Here is a 15,164-nt window from a genome sequence, read left to right as displayed (position 1 = left end):
TAGAGTGACTGGCTACGAACCAGTAGGTCGGGGGTTCGAATCCCTCCAGGCACGCTTAAAAAGTCTTACGTTTTGCGTAAGGCTTTTTTGTTTTATATCGGCGGAAAATCTTTCATATGTATGTAACCTTGACATTTACGTGTTAAAAGGTTATAATAAACATATGTATAAGTATGGAGGTATTTTTTATGAATATAAAAAAAATTTGCGCTTATATTTCATTTTTTACAGCTTCGATAATAAGCTCTTATGCTTTTGGTTTATCCGCAATGGCCACTACAGTCGATGATGTTGCAGCTGTTGCAAGAGCATATGGTTACTCGGAAGATGATATCAGTACAGGATACAATGCATATTACGCAAATCCCGAAAAATACCCTTCGGAAGTTTTGGATCAAGCCATTGCTTATCTTCATGCCTCGGGAAGTCAGATCATAGACACCGCACCACAGCAGCCCAACGCTCCTGTAACGACAGCAACTACAGCAGAAACTCCCACAGAATCACAGCAGGAAACTGCGACAGGCAATGATCAGCAGGTAGTTAGCGGCATCACTCTTACTGCTTCTGACGGTTCAACTTTTACAAGAATAAGCCGTGAGGAATTCATAAGTATGTCTTATGATGATAAAATGGCGTATGTGCACAGCTTTACCCCCGAACAGCAGCAGGCTATAATCGACGACCTGAGTCCAGAGGAATACAGAGCTATTATAAAGCAAAGTCCCGCCGAACAGAAGCTTAAAGTCGTTGAGAAGCTTTCCGAAGCCGCAGGTCAGATGGGTTTAAATATAACGGTCGATGAAATAACGGATGACTCTCTTACTGTTGCAATGAGAAACGATAAGGGAGAGCTCCTCAACGTATCGACAGCAGGTGTCGCCGTTGATGATACAGGCTATGACAGAAGAGGACTTCTTGCAGCTTCTGCTGCATTTATCGGTATCGGTATCACTTCGGCATTTATGCTCATTCGCCGAATGAAAAAGAATGAAACGGAGAACTAAATGAACAAAAAACAAGCAAAAGACAGACTTATCATCCATATTGTGACTCCGTTTATCCTTCTGTTTATCTGTGTGGGCATACTGATAGCAGCTATGATAAAGCCTGCCGACAAGCTTAAGGTATACTTCAATCTTGCATTTATGGATAATCTGAAAAACACTCCCGATTCTGCAAGCTCGGGACTTATTATAAAAGAAAACGACATAATCTCCGAATACGATGGTGAAACATTTGAAGAAGGTGAGATCGTTCGTCCAAAGTTCGGTGAAATGTATGCACTTCTTTCGGCAGGAGCGTTTGAGTCGTCGATCCCTGTATACTGGGGAAGCAGCTCCGAGCTGTACGAAAGAGGCGCTTGTCAGGCGTCAAGCTCGGCCGTGATAGGAGATGACGGAAATACAGTAATAAGTGCACATCAGGACACATTTTTTGCCGAACTGGATAAGATAAAGACAGACGATAAGATATATTTAAAGACCAATTACGGTGAATTTGAATATACAGTCAAGGAAATCTTCGTATTCAACAAAAAACAAAGCAAGTATGTTTCACCATCGAAAACGTCAAAGCTGACTTTATATACCTGCAAAAAAGATGTTCTCGGCAGCTCCGATGAAAGGCTCGCTGTTGTCTGCGAACCTACAGCAAAAAAGTTCTATAATAAAGCAGAGGAGGATAAAAAATGAAGAAACCTGTCTCATATATCCCTTCTCTGATAGTTTCTGTGATCCTTGTGTTCACGATAATCGCAACTTCCGCCTTATTGTTGATGGATATCAATGCAACTCCGTCAAAGCTGAAAAATCTGGCACAGAAAAACAACATTGAATCCAAGGTATATTCAGAATTGGAGAAATACTTCACCGATAAATACAATTCAACGGGAATTCCCGCTGAAGTATACATGGCCCCCATAGATCAGGAGTATATAAGGAGCTTTGAAGAAGCCATCATAGACTCTGCATTTGAAGCTGTTGACGGAAACGGAGTAATGTCAGCTGTACGGCCGCAGAATAAGGCCCTTGAAAACAGTATAGATACCTTTTTTAATGATTTTGCCGACAAAAACAACTACGAGAAGGATGAAAACTTCGATCTAAAATTAAGCAATACCAAAGATAACGCCTACTTGACGATCGGCTCATTCTGTGACGTATATAAGTTTTCGGCAATGAGCAGCAAAGGTATCCTAAAGAAGGCTGCAAGGCTCTATTCAAACAGACTCATCCTTACGGCAGCTGCGATCGGCTTTAATATCTTTTTGATAGTCCTTCTAATTATTATCAACAGAAAAAAGCGCATGACTGCTATGTACTGGTGCGGTATCTCTGCAATGATCGCAGGGATTATAGGTGCTGTACCAAGTATATATCTTATTGCTACCAGATACTACGATTCGTTTTCGATCAAGCAGGCGGCTGTATTTACTGCATTTACAAGCGCTATGTATAAGCTTACCGAAGCATTTGCAGCAATACAGATAGCACTGATCGTTCTCGGACTTGCAACGGCTGTGATCTACGGTATAATAGGCGATAAGAAAAAGTATCCCGATACAAAACCGACACAGATAAGCTGATGTTTATTCCGACTAACAAATTATTTTTGGCTATTTTATTAGAAAATATTGACATTAAACCATAAACGATGATATAATTGATTTAACGGTTCGTCCGCAATATTTACATTTTTAAGGAGGCAATATAATGGAATCAATCAAAAAATACGTTGCAGAAGTTATCGGTACATTTGTACTTGTACTTCTCGGATGCGGAACAGCTATGCTCGTCGGATGCGACTCAGCTAACGGATGCGGCTACATTCTTACCGCACTGGCATTCGGTCTCGTAATTGTCGGTATGGCTTACTGTATCGGCAACATCTCGGGCTGTCACATCAATCCCGCAGTTTCACTCGGAGTTCTTATCAGCGGGGGAATGACTTTCACCGATTTTATCGGATATGTCGTTTCACAGTGCGTAGGCGCCATCGCAGGTACAGGAGTACTGAAGCTCATCTTTGACCTCGGCGGTGTCGAAGATCAGACAGGCGGTTACGGTGCAAACGGACTTGCAGGCGTAAACGGAAGCTCAGGCGCAGGACTTATTGTTGAGATCATACTCACATTCATTTTTGTTATGACAATTCTTGGCGTAACTTCAAAGAAAGCAAATCACGGCTCATTCGGCGGACTTATTATAGGTCTTACACTTACACTCGTTCATATCTTCGGAATCGGTCTTACAGGTACATCTGTAAACCCTGCAAGAAGCCTCGGACCTGCACTCGTTGCAGGCGGTGATGCTCTCAGCAGTCTATGGGTATTCATTATCGGACCATTTATCGGTGCAGCGCTTGCAGCAGTAGCTTATAAGGCTCTTGAATCATCAAACAAGCCTGTTAAAGCAGCAGTTGCAGAAAAAGCAGCTTCGGAGAAAAGTGCAGCTCCTGTAAAGAAGACTTCAAATTCAAACAGCAAAAAGAAGAAAAAGTAATATCCGAAATACAAAAGAAAGCAGTATGATATGCGTCATACTGCTTTTTATTACTATAACAACAGCCCGATCATATCGGGCTGTAAATTTTTTTATCATTCAAAAACAGGGAAGCAAGCCAGAGCTCCGAGCTTCTGAGCTTTTGCCTTAGCATCTGCGAAGGTAAGCTTCTCAGTCGTTACATATGAAAGACCGTTCTCGTTATTGTAGACCTCAACTCCGCCGATATCGGAACCTGACGGAACACGGAAATACCAGCGTGATGAGAAATTGTCTATCTTTTCAACAAAGGAATCGTCAGAAGAAGGCTCCCATGTCTGAGAGAATACTGTTACCTTGTGCTTTACAGCTTCAATAACATCTCCCATTACAGCACTTGCAGTAGGAAGCTTTCCTGCGCCGCGGCCGTAGAACATTGTCTGATCTATTCCGTCTCCGAAAACAAGAACAGCATTGAATACATCATTTACACCCGACATTATGCTGTCATAAGAAACGAGCATAGGCATTACAGCAGGCAGTATCTTGCCGTTATCAAGCTTTGAAACGGAGGCAACAAGCTTTATAGCATATCCTAAAACGTCGGAAGCTTCAACATCACAGAGCTGAATGTCAGTGATACCTTTTGTGTATACACTCTTGGGATAAACGTGCTTGCCGAATACCAGTGAAGAAATTATACAGATCTTTCTGCAGGCGTCGTGACCTTCGATATCAGCAGTCGGATCTTTTTCGGCATATCCGAGCTTCTGAGCAAGGGCAAGTGCTTCCTTGAAAGGCATATTGTCATTATACATCTTTGTAAGTATAAAGTTAGTCGTTCCGTTAAGTATACCTGCAACCTTATAGATATCATTTGCAGCAAGACATCTGTGAAGGGGACGGATTATCGGGATAGCTCCGCCGACACTGGCTTCAAAGAAGAAATTACAGTTGTGCTCTTTAGCTGTTTTCAGGAGAATATCGCCTTTCTCCGCAACAAGCTCCTTATTGGAAGTTGATACGCTTTTTCCTTTTTCAAGGCAAGCCTTTACGAAAGAAAATGCAGGCTCAACGCCGCCCATACACTCAGCGACCGATACGACTTCGTCATCGTTGACTATATCTTCAAAGTTCTTGGTGAATTTATCAGCGTAAGGAGAATCAGGAAAATCTCTGAGATCAAGGATATATTTTATATCCATCTCAGTACCTGCGTGTTTTTCGATACTTTTCCTGTTCTTATAGAAAAGCTCGACAACGCCCGAACCAACAACACCATGACCTAAAACCGCAAATTTAACTGACATAAAAAGAAACCTCCGTAAACTATTCGGCAGAGAGTATCTTGCACTCTAAAATACCGTCAAGTTCTGTAATTGAATTAAGCTGAGCGAGCTCGCTTTCGGATTCGCCCGTAAGTCTGAGTGAAATATTGACTGCTGCTGCGCCATCCACAGGGATACTCTGATTAACAGTCAAAATATTAGCGTTAAGATTATGAAGAAACACGAGAGCACTGGAAAGGATACCGGGACTGTCGCTCAACAGAAGATAGATATTGACTATCTTTCTGTTAAAAAGCTCCTCATAAGAAAAAACGCTGTCTTTATACTTATAATAAGCACTTCTTGAAATACCGATGCGCTTGCAGGCAGAAGCAAAGCTTTTTTCACCCTTCTGCGCCATGAGCTTCTTGACCTCAAGGACCTTTGTAAAGACTTCGGGAAGTATTTTTGAATCGGCAACTATAAGCTGTGATTTTGTATCCATAATAAATCACCCTAATAATTATTGAATAAAAACGTCCGCCTACGGTGAACAATTGTACTCTACTTAATTACTATACCATTTTTTTTATGTTTTGTCAAGAATAAATAATTACAGCAGAAAACATATATTTTATGTAAGTTGACAATAGTCCGCGCATTCACACGGACTATATTGCTTATTTTTTAGTTTTATCCAGTAATTTAAGTCTGTACTGATAAGCCGACTGTTCCTGCTTGTTATCTCCGAATTTATAATACACATGATCCGAGATAGCATCGGGAAGATACTGCTGTCTGACGTAGTGATCCGGAAAGTCATGAGGATAGAGGTAATGCTGTCCCACGACCTTTGCACCTTTTCCGTCGTAATGAACATTTTGCAGATGCCGTGGGAAATCAAGTGCATCACAGCTTTTCAGGTCTTCAAGTGCTGCGTCGATCGCCATGCAGGCACTGTTGGATTTCGGAGCTGTAGCCATAAGGATTATGGCTTCCGCTAAAGGAAGCTTTGCTTCGGGAAGACCAAGCTGGAGTGCAGAATCGACACACGCCTTGACAATGGGAACAGCCATAGGGTAGGCGAGACCTACATCCTCGGAAGCGATGCACAGCATACGCCTGCACAAAGATATTATATCTCCCGCCTCAATAAGACGAGCCGCATAGTGGAGAGCCGCATTTTCGTCAGAACCGCGCACAGATTTATGGAATGCCGATAATATATCATAATGCTGGTCACCGTCACGATCATACCGCATATTACTTCTTTGTGCAAGAACTTCAAGAGACTCCTCTGTAATTGCGACCTTGCCGTCAGACGGCTCGCCGCATACAACAGCAAGCTCGGCAGTATTTATAGCTTTACGGACATCACCGCCGCAGCTGTAAGCGATCTTAGTAATTATATCATCTGAAACTTCGATCACATATCCGTTTTCTTCGGACATGATATTGAAAGCTCGTTTTATAGCAGGTATCAGCTGCTCGGCAGTAACAGGCTTGAACTCAAATACAGTGCTTCTGCTTATTACTGCGTTGAAAATGGCGAAATAAGGATTTTCCGTAGTTGAAGCTATAAGCGTGATATCGCCGTTTTCGATGTATTCAAGGAGACTTTGCTGCTGCTTCTTGTTGAGGTACTGTATCTCGTCGAGATAGAGAAGAATACCATTCTCGCTGCCGAATGTGCCTATATCGGCAACAACGTCCTTGATATCGGAAAGGGAAGCGTTGGTGCCGTTGAGCTTATACAGTGACATTCCGCAGTTTTCAGCGATTATACGTGCGACAGTGGTCTTTCCGACACCTGACGGACCGTAGAATATCATATTAGGAACTGTTCCGCTTTCGATTATGCGGCGCAGAGGCTTGCCTTCTGCGAGGATATGTTCCTGACCGACTACATCGGCAAGAGTTTTGGGACGTATTTTATCAGCTAATGGTGCGGACATAGCTTTTCTCCTCTCTATTTATTTTACAGGTGCAGTGATCTCGATATGATTCCCCTCGGAATCTATGAATTCGGCAACCCAATTATTCTTAATTTGAGTTAACGGAAAACATATTTCTTTATCCTTGAGTTTTTCTTTCAGACATTCAAGACTTTCAACACTAATGCTTGGTAAGCAATTGCTGCCGAAAATATGAGGTTCTTTTTTCTTTTCAAACGCAAACATCCCAAATCTGAAACCGTTTATATCAAAAACAGAGTAAATATCGCTTGTCTCAGTAACTGTCTGTTCAAATAAATCCTCGTAAAACTTTATTGCTCTTTCCATATCTTTTACGCAAAGATAGAGCGAGTTAATGTGTAATTTCATTATTACTGCCTTTAAATGCAATAGCAACTATCTGAAATAGAATGCCCTCTCTTATAAAATCGGTTGTGTAAGCTTTTCTCGCAGGATACTTTCCGTTAAAGTGCTTTTTTATGATATCGGGGAGATAATTCAGATCATTGATGTTTTTGAAAAGGCAATCCATTTTTACAACAGAATCCATTTCTAAGCCTGCCATTGCAAGTCTGCTTTTCAGTACATCAAAGGCACCGCTTATCTGCGCTTCTATTGATTGCCCCTCATTTCCCATGCAATATCCGACAAAAATATAATCTCCTGCTTCGATAACAGATGAATCAGCCCAAAATTCGTCTACTTCAAGTCTTTTGATTTTATCCATTGTTTATTTCCTTGTTATAAATTGATATATAATGTAAAAATACAGGGACGGACAGCCTGTCCGTCCCTTAAAAGCTATTGATTACTTGTAAAGCGGGAATTTCTCGCAGATAGCATTTACGCCTGCACGGATCTCGTCAGCCTTGTTCTCAAAATCTGTAGCGCAGAGGTAGATGTACTCAGCGATCTTTTCCATTTCCTCGATACCGAGACCTCTTGTAGTAACAGCAGGAGTACCGATTCTGATACCGCTTGTTACGAAAGGCTTCTCAGGGTCGTTGTGGATAGCGTTCTTGTTTACTGTGATATAGACCTCGTCAAGTCTGTGCTCAAGCTCCTTACCTGTGATGCTGAAAGGACGGAGATCAACAAGCATGAGGTGATTGTCAGTACCGCCTGAAACGAGGTTGAAGCCTCTCTTTACAAGACCGTCTGCAAGAGCCTTTGCGTTCTTTACTATTCTCTGCTGATAGTCCTTGAACTCAGGCTTGAGTGCCTCACCAAAGCATACAGCCTTAGCAGCGATAGTATGCATAAGAGGACCACCCTGTGTACCCGGGAAGATAGCGGAGTTGATCTTCTTGGCAAGTGCCTCGTCATTTGTAAGGATAAGTCCTCCTCTTGGTCCGCGGAGAGTCTTATGAGTTGTTGTTGTTGTGATATCAGCGTAGGGAACAGGGGACTCGTGACAGCCTGCTGCAACAAGACCTGCGATATGAGCCATATCGACCATAAGAAGAGCGCCTACAGAATCAGCGATCTGACGGAGTCGCTTGAAGTCGATAGCTCTTGGATAAGCGCTTGCGCCGGCAACGATGAGCTTTGGCTTGTGCTCGTTAGCAAGAGCCTGAACTGTATCATAGTTTATCATCTCTGTTTCATCATCAAGACCGTATGAAACGAAATTGAAATACTTACCAGAAAGGTTAACAGGTGAACCATGTGTGAGATGTCCGCCGTCTGCAAGGCTCATGCCGAGAACTGTATCACCGGGCTGAAGAACTGCGAAATATGCAGCTGTATTAGCCTGAGCACCCGAATGAGGCTGAACGTTTGCAAACTTGGCACCGAAAAGCTTACAGGCTCTCTCGATAGCAATAGCCTCAACTTCGTCAACGCACTGGCAGCCGCCGTAGTAACGCTTTCCAGGGTAACCCTCAGCATACTTATTAGTAAGAACGCTTCCCATAGCAGCCATAACTGCGGGAGAAACGATATTTTCGCTTGCGATGAGCTCGAGATTTCTCTGCTGACGAGCAAGCTCCTTGCCCATTGCTTCGCCTACAGCAGGATCATAGCTGCTTACGAAGCCGATTGAATCCATAAGATCGTTGTACATTATAAGCACTCCTTTAAAAAATTAGTGAAATTACGCAAATGCATTACCTTATAATTATACATTATTCTTTGTAAAATTTCAATAGGAAAACAGAAAAAAGTGATTTTACACTAAAAACCCTCTGCAAAAGCAGAGGGAAATAGGATTATTTTTTTAATATTTTGTCATAATCAAGGATATTCTCCCAGTCCATAACGTCCTTTGCAGTTGATGCTATAGCATAGTATTTCAGGATATAAGAAGCGTCAAGAGCGTCTATCTTATCATCCATATTCACATCTGAGAGCTTTTTCATCTGATCTGTTGCCTTATAAGTCCTTGAAGCAGCTAAATTAGCGTATATCGTAAGCACCATTGAAGCATCAACAGAATCTATATTTCCGTCCTCATTGATATCTCCGAGATTGCGGTAGCATATAATGTCAAAAGAACACAGAGCCTTTTTAGCACCTATAGGATAAACAGAGATAGTTGCCTTATCGCTCAAAGCAAAAGCCGATGAAAGAGCAGCAGGCTTCGCAACACAGCTTGAAGATATGTCTATGGTCTGCTTTTCGACCACGTAAGTACCGTCCTTGTTCTTTTTCGGCGTCTGAACAGAAACATCTATAAAAGCCTGCAAACCATCAAGATTGACCTTTCCTTTTGTTGAAAAGTATCTGTATTTATCGGGCTTTTTCTTATAATATATAGTTGCGACTTTTGAAAGAGCGTGTATAGTATAGTCCTTATCAGCTCTGGAAGGAGTAATATCCCATGAAGAAAAGTCCTTTTCAGTATTTACATCAAGATATTCATGTAGCGGACTTGTATCTATGGAAGCATAATCAATATTCTCACCTTCGGGAACATCAATAGAAGTAAGAACCTTGCCGTCAAAGTCAAGAAAAGTAATTGCATAAGTTTTTACTGTAGTTGGTTCGGTCGTTGTTTCAGTGGTAATGGAAGAAGGATCAGCAGATGTCAAAGCTGAATTTGTTGAAGAAGCCGCAGCAGTCGTACCGCTGACAGATGTTTTAGCCGAAGTTGCAGCTTCGGTAGCTGCCGAAACATGATCTCCGATAGTATAGGCGCTCTCTGAAGAAGCCGCACTAACGGCTATTCCCGCACCTGATATTATGACTGCCGAGAAAACCGCAGCCATTATATTTTTTAAATGCATATTTTCCACCTAACCGTTCCAGATACAGAATAATCGACAAAAAGGCGAAAGCCTGCGGCATACTCTTGCGTAATGCTCAAGCTTAAGCTTTTTTATCATAAAATTAGCGTAAATGAAGCGCTGTGTCTTGTCATCAAAGGCATAGATCGCATAAAGTACAACCTCATCATCCGATATATCCTTTGCAGCCTCCTCAGCGATCAAACGATATTCCTCAAATCTTTCCTCAATATCCTCAAGTCTGTAAAAGCCATGATAAACGAAGTCAATGTAAAGATCAATATCCATAAACAGCACCAGACGTATTTTAGTCGTTATCCGAAGAATCTTCCTTACTTTCCCTTATATTTTTAGTTTTCAGCTTATATGAAATATAGCCTGAAGCTATAGCTGTAACAATAAATACAGCTATCATAACGAATACTATTACTCCTTTGGATACGCTTTTTTCATTAGCACCGTCAGAAGCGAAAGCATCCATCGAACAGCATGAGAGTGATAAATAAATAAAGCTGCACGAAAAAATGCAGGATAATAGATTTTTAAAATTTTTGTGCATATCATCAGCTCCCTTAAAACATATTATATCATATATTTTTTTATTTGTCCATAGAAAACGAGCTTAATATACATTTCAAAAATTTATAATATTGTAAAAAAAGCGAAAATTAGCCGTGTATTATATTAAAAAATAATAAAAATGATAATTTTTCAAAAAAAGCTTGACAAACGAAGATCAACATGATATAATTAATAACGTTGATTGCAGTGATCACTTGTCTGGGTGTGGCGCAGTTGGTAGCGCGCTACCTTGGGGTGGTAGAGGCCGTGGGTTCAAGTCCCGTCACTCAGACCAGATGCGATCATCGACCCCAAAAAGAGTTCTCAGGTAACTGAGAGCTCTTTTTATTTTACTGATATGTGTATAATTCCGCAGGAACTCAGAAAAACGAAAGCTGTTCGTATTTATCGGGGTAATCGTTAAGATAAGAAAAGCATTTATTTATGTCGGATATCATATTGTGCTTATCACAGAATTCATTTAGTATAGACATAAGCTTTTTATTATTTCGGCTGACTATTTCATATGAATTTCCGTATTCACGGCGGTAAATATCGGAAAGTCCGTGAAAATGTTTGTCAAGTGCAGAATAATAGTACTCTCTGTTGCCGTTACGGAGAGTCAGACCGATACCGAAGCATACTACTCCTTTGACCTCGGCCTCGGCACAGTATTCAAGCAGCCCAGCAAGATTTTCTTCATTATCATTGATATATGGCAGAAAAGGGGACAGCCACACAACTGTGGGGATGTTCCTCTTTTTCATTTCCATAAGAGCTTCAAATCGCCTTTTCGTAGTACAGACATTCGGCTCAACGATCCTGCAAAGCTCTTCGTCAAATGTAGTCATGGTGATCTGCACTACAGCCTTTGACTGTTCGTTTATCGAAGCTAAAATGTCAATATCACGAAGTATAAGGTCTGATTTTGTAAGTACCGCCGCTCCGAAGCCGTGTTTTTCTATTATATCAAGACACTGCTGAGTAAGTTTGAGCTCTTTTTCGGCAGGAAGATACGGATCGCACATGGAACCTGTGCCTATCATGCACTTTTTCCTTTTTGATGCAAGCTTTTTATCAAGCAGCTGCGGTGCATTTATCTTTACCTCTATATCTTCAAAAGCATGATCCATATTGTAGCACGAGCTTCGGCTGTCACAGTAGATACAGCCGTGAGTGCAGCCTCTGTATATATTGATACCGTTTGCAGCAGAAAGTATTCCTTTTGCTTCAACAAAGTGCATATTATCACCTTTTTCTGAGTAAATAAAATAAATGTTCTTAAATTATACCATAAAACCTAAAAAAACACAATATACTCTTTTCATAGGTCATGATTGCCGATCTTAAGAAAAAAATAAGAATTTCATCAGCTTTATAATAAGGATCGGCAGTTATAATATTGACAGAAGAACAAGAGAGCGTTAAAATATATAAGAACATTTATATTTTTATCGCTGAAAGGACTTTATCATGATAAATATACTGAATTCTTCAATACTTGTGGTCGATGACGACCACGATATCGTTAATGCTATCGCAACACTTCTTTCCCGTGAGGGATATAAGGTTTACAAAGCATATAACGGTCTCGAAGCAATTGATTCTCTTATGCAGAACGATATACAGCTCATACTTATAGATGTTATGATGCCCAAGCTGGATGGTCTGTCGGCAATGATGAAAATTCGAGCCACAAAGAACATACCTATCATTGTACTTTCAGCCAAATCCGAGGACAGTGACAAGATACTCGGACTTTCCATGGGAGCAGACGACTATATCACAAAGCCTTACAATCCCATGGAGCTTTTAGCCCGTGTTCAGTCCAATCTGCGCCGCTATCTCACACTGGGAGCTGCAGACGGTATACAAAAGGCTAATGAAATACGAATAGGCGGACTTATTCTTGACAGGGACGCAAAACAGCTTTCCGCAGATGGAAGCCCCGTGAAGCTCACAGCCACAGAGTACAAGATAACCGAGCTTCTTATGGCTAATGCAGGAAGGATCTTCTCAGCTGAGGAAATATACTCCCGCGTATGGAACGAGGATTCCTATTCCATTGAGAATACAGTAATGGTACATATACGCCACATAAGAGAAAAAATAGAGATAAATCCCAGTGAACCGCGCTATCTTAAGGTCGTATGGGGCATTGGATACAAAATGGAGAAACAATAGGAGTGACTTTTATGATCCTGAAAAAGCGTATATCGCGTATCATTGCATTTATAATATCATGTATTCTCGTTGGTGCAGCTGTCTTTCAGGGGCTGTACATAGCAAACAGGGAAATGTCCCGAAATTACAAGGTCTACAGCGCAGATGAAGGAATTGAAAGCTTTTCCTACAGTTCTGATATGTCATGGCTTTACGACAGACTGCTCGCAATAAGCAATATCTACCTTAGATATACTGATAAAAACGGCAGGTTTACCTGTTCAAAGCAAATGGAAGCCTCTTTGCGAAAAGCTCTCACAGAACTTGAGCTCATTGACCAAAACGGAAAGCTTCTGCTTGAAGATACACCTGATTTTGAATATTACGCAAGCTGCGGCGACAGAGTACTTACAAATACAAACAAACCGCTTGAAGAACTGAAAAGCGCTTATTCCGCTGAATATGTCAGCGGACGTGATGTGAATTATCCCAAAGGTATGCACAGATGGTACGATCATGAGTTCTCATGGTATACCACAAATTACGGTCTGACATATTTCTTCGTAGGTTTTAATTTTCCCAAACCAGCTGTGGCAGTATATGATATGGACACAGACGGAATGGAGAGCTATACCGATGAAAACGGCGTTACTCTATACTACAGGCTCGACGGCAGTATGCCTGTGCCCGAATATATAAACAACGACTATTTCTCTTCGGAATCAGCTGATTATGAAGCAATCGATCAGTTCGGCATTGAAAAAGCTACAGCGAATTACTATTCAGACGAGGATATATCCGAATTAACAGATACGGATATGTATATGTTCTATGATGAGGAAAGCCACCAATGGATCAAGGTTAATAAGAACAAGTTCATAAATGAAAAAGGCGATACATCTGACATAACTGTATGCATAAAGCCAAGAGACGATCTGATAGCAGATTACGAAAGCCGCATTTCAGAGAATGAAGAATCGAGCAGAAAAGCTGTAAATGATATGACGCCTCTGATACCGCTTGCTATAGCAGGAGTGATCGTCGGCATAGTCCTTCTCTTCTGCTGCGGATATAACGCAGAGAAAAAGAAGTTCACACTTTCCATGCCTGATCATATCTTTGCAGAGCTTCCTATCGCATTAATTATAGGCGCTGCTGTATTTGTATATCTGTTCATGGATGAAATTGTTTTAAACAGATACGGATACAGTGACCTTGCAGATTATTACAGCTTCGGCACTATATCTGTCATAGAAGGAAGCATACTGACAGCTGTATACGCTCTTGTACTCGGCTGCCTCATAACGCTTGTTACTCGATTGAAATGCCGCAGTTTCTGGAGAACCACACTAACAGGCAGAATATTCGCTTTTATATGGAAAGAGTTAAAAAGAGCCGCAAAATTCTTACGAACTCAGCATAAATGCCGCAGTATAAAGCGAGTTGAGAAAAACGCTCTGAAAAAAGACATTTTTCTCAGAAGATTTATTATCAGAACAGCAATAGCAGCTGTCGCAGAGTTCTTTTTTGCGATATTCGCCTTTTCATCACGTGAAGCTGAGAGCTTCTTCCTTGCTTCGTTTTTTGTGCTGATCTCCTACGTTTTTTTCAGCATACGCGATCATGTGGAAATCGCAGGAGTTGCAAAGCAGATAGCTGATATGAACGGAGGTGACTATTCACCGCGTATGGTATCCGATAAGTCGCCTGCCTACGGTATGACCAATAACCTGAACAATATATCAGGCGGCATACGCAGTGCTGTCGACAAGCAGGTTCAGTCAGAGCGCATGAAGATCGAACTGGTCACAAATGTATCCCACGACCTGAAAACTCCGCTTACATCTATAATAAGCTATATTGATCTTCTGTCTGCCGAGGAGATGAGTCCCGCCGCAAAAGACTATGTAGCCATAATCAGTCAGAAATCCGACCGCCTAAAAGCTATGGTATCAGATCTTTTTGACCTTGCAAAAGCTACAAGCCATACAGATGTTGACAGTGAAAAAATAGACGCCGTTATACTGACTAAACAGGTGATAGGGGATATGTCTGACAAGATAGCACAGTCAGGCAGGGAAGTACGCACTGATATAAAATCTCAGTCCGCAACAATAATAGCTGACGGAAAGAAGCTTTATCGTGTATTGCAGAACCTTATAGATAATGCGTTAAAGTATTCAATGGAAGGGACAAGGGTATACGTTTCACTGAAAAACGACGAAAAATATACCTATATTTCAGTAAAAAACATATCCGCTGAAGAAATGGACTTCTCACCCGAAGAAATAACCGAAAGATTCACACGCGGTGACAAGTCGAGAACTACCGAGGGCAACGGACTCGGACTGTCAATAGCCAAAAGCTTTACCGAAGCCTGCGGCGGTGAATTTGAAGTATTAATAGACGGCGATATGTTCACTGCGAATGTAAAGCTTCCACTGATGAAAAAAGAGTCAATCCCAAATTCTGTGTAAACGAAAAATAGTGCAATAAAAGAGTATATGA

General features: G+C 41.3%; 16 protein-coding genes and 1 tRNA gene. 7 read left to right on the top strand and 10 right to left on the bottom strand.

Annotation, left to right across the window (positions count from 1 at the left end):
• Positions 1-188 precede the first annotated feature (188 nt).
• From Q0R37_RS11315 to Q0R37_RS11300, 4 genes are all read left to right on the top strand, one after another.
• Complete coding sequence (locus Q0R37_RS11315; RefSeq protein ID WP_294754533.1) at positions 189-1,007, top strand: hypothetical protein; 819 nt, start codon at positions 189-191, stop codon at positions 1,005-1,007.
• Positions 1,008-1,694, top strand: coding sequence for a class D sortase (locus Q0R37_RS11310; protein ID WP_294754531.1), 687 nt, complete (start codon positions 1,008-1,010; stop codon positions 1,692-1,694).
• A complete protein-coding gene (locus Q0R37_RS11305) occupies positions 1,691-2,587 on the top strand; it encodes a hypothetical protein (protein WP_294754529.1) in 897 nt (298 codons plus the stop codon). Before Q0R37_RS11310 ends, Q0R37_RS11305 begins: the two co-directional genes overlap by 4 nt.
• 127 nt (positions 2,588-2,714) lie before the next feature.
• Entirely contained in the window at positions 2,715-3,503 is a 789-nt protein-coding gene (locus Q0R37_RS11300; protein WP_294754527.1) for an MIP family channel protein, read from the top strand.
• Between the two features lie 95 nt (positions 3,504-3,598).
• On the opposite strand, the gene Q0R37_RS11295 is transcribed toward Q0R37_RS11300, so the two are convergent.
• The 9 genes from Q0R37_RS11295 to Q0R37_RS11255 all read right to left on the bottom strand — a co-directional run bounded on the left by Q0R37_RS11295 (position 3,599) and on the right by Q0R37_RS11255 (position 10,491).
• Positions 3,599-4,792 carry a homoserine dehydrogenase gene (locus Q0R37_RS11295; RefSeq protein ID WP_294754525.1) on the bottom strand — a complete coding sequence of 398 codons (1,194 nt, stop codon included), beginning with the start codon at positions 4,790-4,792 and terminating at the stop codon, positions 3,599-3,601.
• Positions 4,793-4,811: 19 nt separating this feature from the next.
• A complete protein-coding gene (locus Q0R37_RS11290; RefSeq protein ID WP_294754523.1) occupies positions 4,812-5,255 on the bottom strand; it encodes an ACT domain-containing protein in 444 nt (147 codons plus the stop codon).
• Between the two features lie 175 nt (positions 5,256-5,430).
• Positions 5,431-6,705, bottom strand: a complete 1,275-nt coding sequence (locus Q0R37_RS11285; RefSeq protein ID WP_294754522.1) for a replication-associated recombination protein A — start codon at positions 6,703-6,705, stop codon at positions 5,431-5,433.
• An 18-nt stretch (positions 6,706-6,723) separates the two neighbouring features.
• Positions 6,724-7,074, bottom strand: a complete 351-nt coding sequence (locus Q0R37_RS11280) for a VOC family protein (protein WP_294754520.1) — start codon at positions 7,072-7,074, stop codon at positions 6,724-6,726.
• Positions 7,058-7,432, bottom strand: coding sequence for a RidA family protein (locus tag Q0R37_RS11275; protein WP_294754518.1), 375 nt, complete (start codon positions 7,430-7,432; stop codon positions 7,058-7,060). The genes Q0R37_RS11280 and Q0R37_RS11275 overlap by 17 nt, the downstream gene beginning before the upstream one ends.
• 81 nt (positions 7,433-7,513) lie before the next feature.
• A complete protein-coding gene (glyA, locus tag Q0R37_RS11270) occupies positions 7,514-8,770 on the bottom strand; it encodes a serine hydroxymethyltransferase (protein WP_024859729.1) in 1,257 nt (418 codons plus the stop codon).
• Positions 8,771-8,915: 145 nt separating this feature from the next.
• Complete coding sequence (locus Q0R37_RS11265; RefSeq protein ID WP_294754516.1) at positions 8,916-9,932, bottom strand: dockerin type I domain-containing protein; 1,017 nt, start codon at positions 9,930-9,932, stop codon at positions 8,916-8,918.
• A 9-nt stretch (positions 9,933-9,941) separates the two neighbouring features.
• The gene (locus Q0R37_RS11260; protein ID WP_294754515.1) at positions 9,942-10,220 is read right to left on the bottom strand and encodes a hypothetical protein; all 279 of its coding nucleotides are present in this window, start codon (positions 10,218-10,220) and stop codon (positions 9,942-9,944) included.
• A gap of 19 nt (positions 10,221-10,239) precedes the next feature.
• Positions 10,240-10,491, bottom strand: coding sequence for a hypothetical protein (locus Q0R37_RS11255; RefSeq protein WP_294754513.1), 252 nt, complete (start codon positions 10,489-10,491; stop codon positions 10,240-10,242).
• Between the two features lie 221 nt (positions 10,492-10,712).
• Here Q0R37_RS11255 and Q0R37_RS11250 point away from each other — a divergent pair.
• Positions 10,713-10,788: transfer RNA gene (locus tag Q0R37_RS11250), tRNA-Pro, on the top strand.
• 85 nt (positions 10,789-10,873) lie between these two features.
• Here the strand turns inward: Q0R37_RS11250 and Q0R37_RS11245 are convergent.
• Positions 10,874-11,737, bottom strand: coding sequence for a radical SAM protein (locus tag Q0R37_RS11245; RefSeq protein WP_294754512.1), 864 nt, complete (start codon positions 11,735-11,737; stop codon positions 10,874-10,876).
• A gap of 229 nt (positions 11,738-11,966) precedes the next feature.
• Here Q0R37_RS11245 and Q0R37_RS11240 point away from each other — a divergent pair, with 229 nt between their 5' ends.
• Both Q0R37_RS11240 and Q0R37_RS11235 read left to right on the top strand, forming a co-directional pair.
• Positions 11,967-12,677, top strand: coding sequence for a response regulator transcription factor (locus Q0R37_RS11240; protein WP_294754511.1), 711 nt, complete (start codon positions 11,967-11,969; stop codon positions 12,675-12,677).
• Between the two features lie 11 nt (positions 12,678-12,688).
• Entirely contained in the window at positions 12,689-15,133 is a 2,445-nt protein-coding gene (locus Q0R37_RS11235; protein ID WP_294754510.1) for a HAMP domain-containing sensor histidine kinase, read from the top strand.
• Positions 15,134-15,164 lie beyond the last annotated feature (31 nt).

Source organism: uncultured Ruminococcus sp., assembly GCF_946415235.1.
GTDB lineage: Bacteria > Bacillota > Clostridia > Oscillospirales > Ruminococcaceae > Ruminococcus.
Note: the sequence above shows the minus strand (reverse complement) of the source record. Positions and strands in the feature narration are given on the sequence as shown.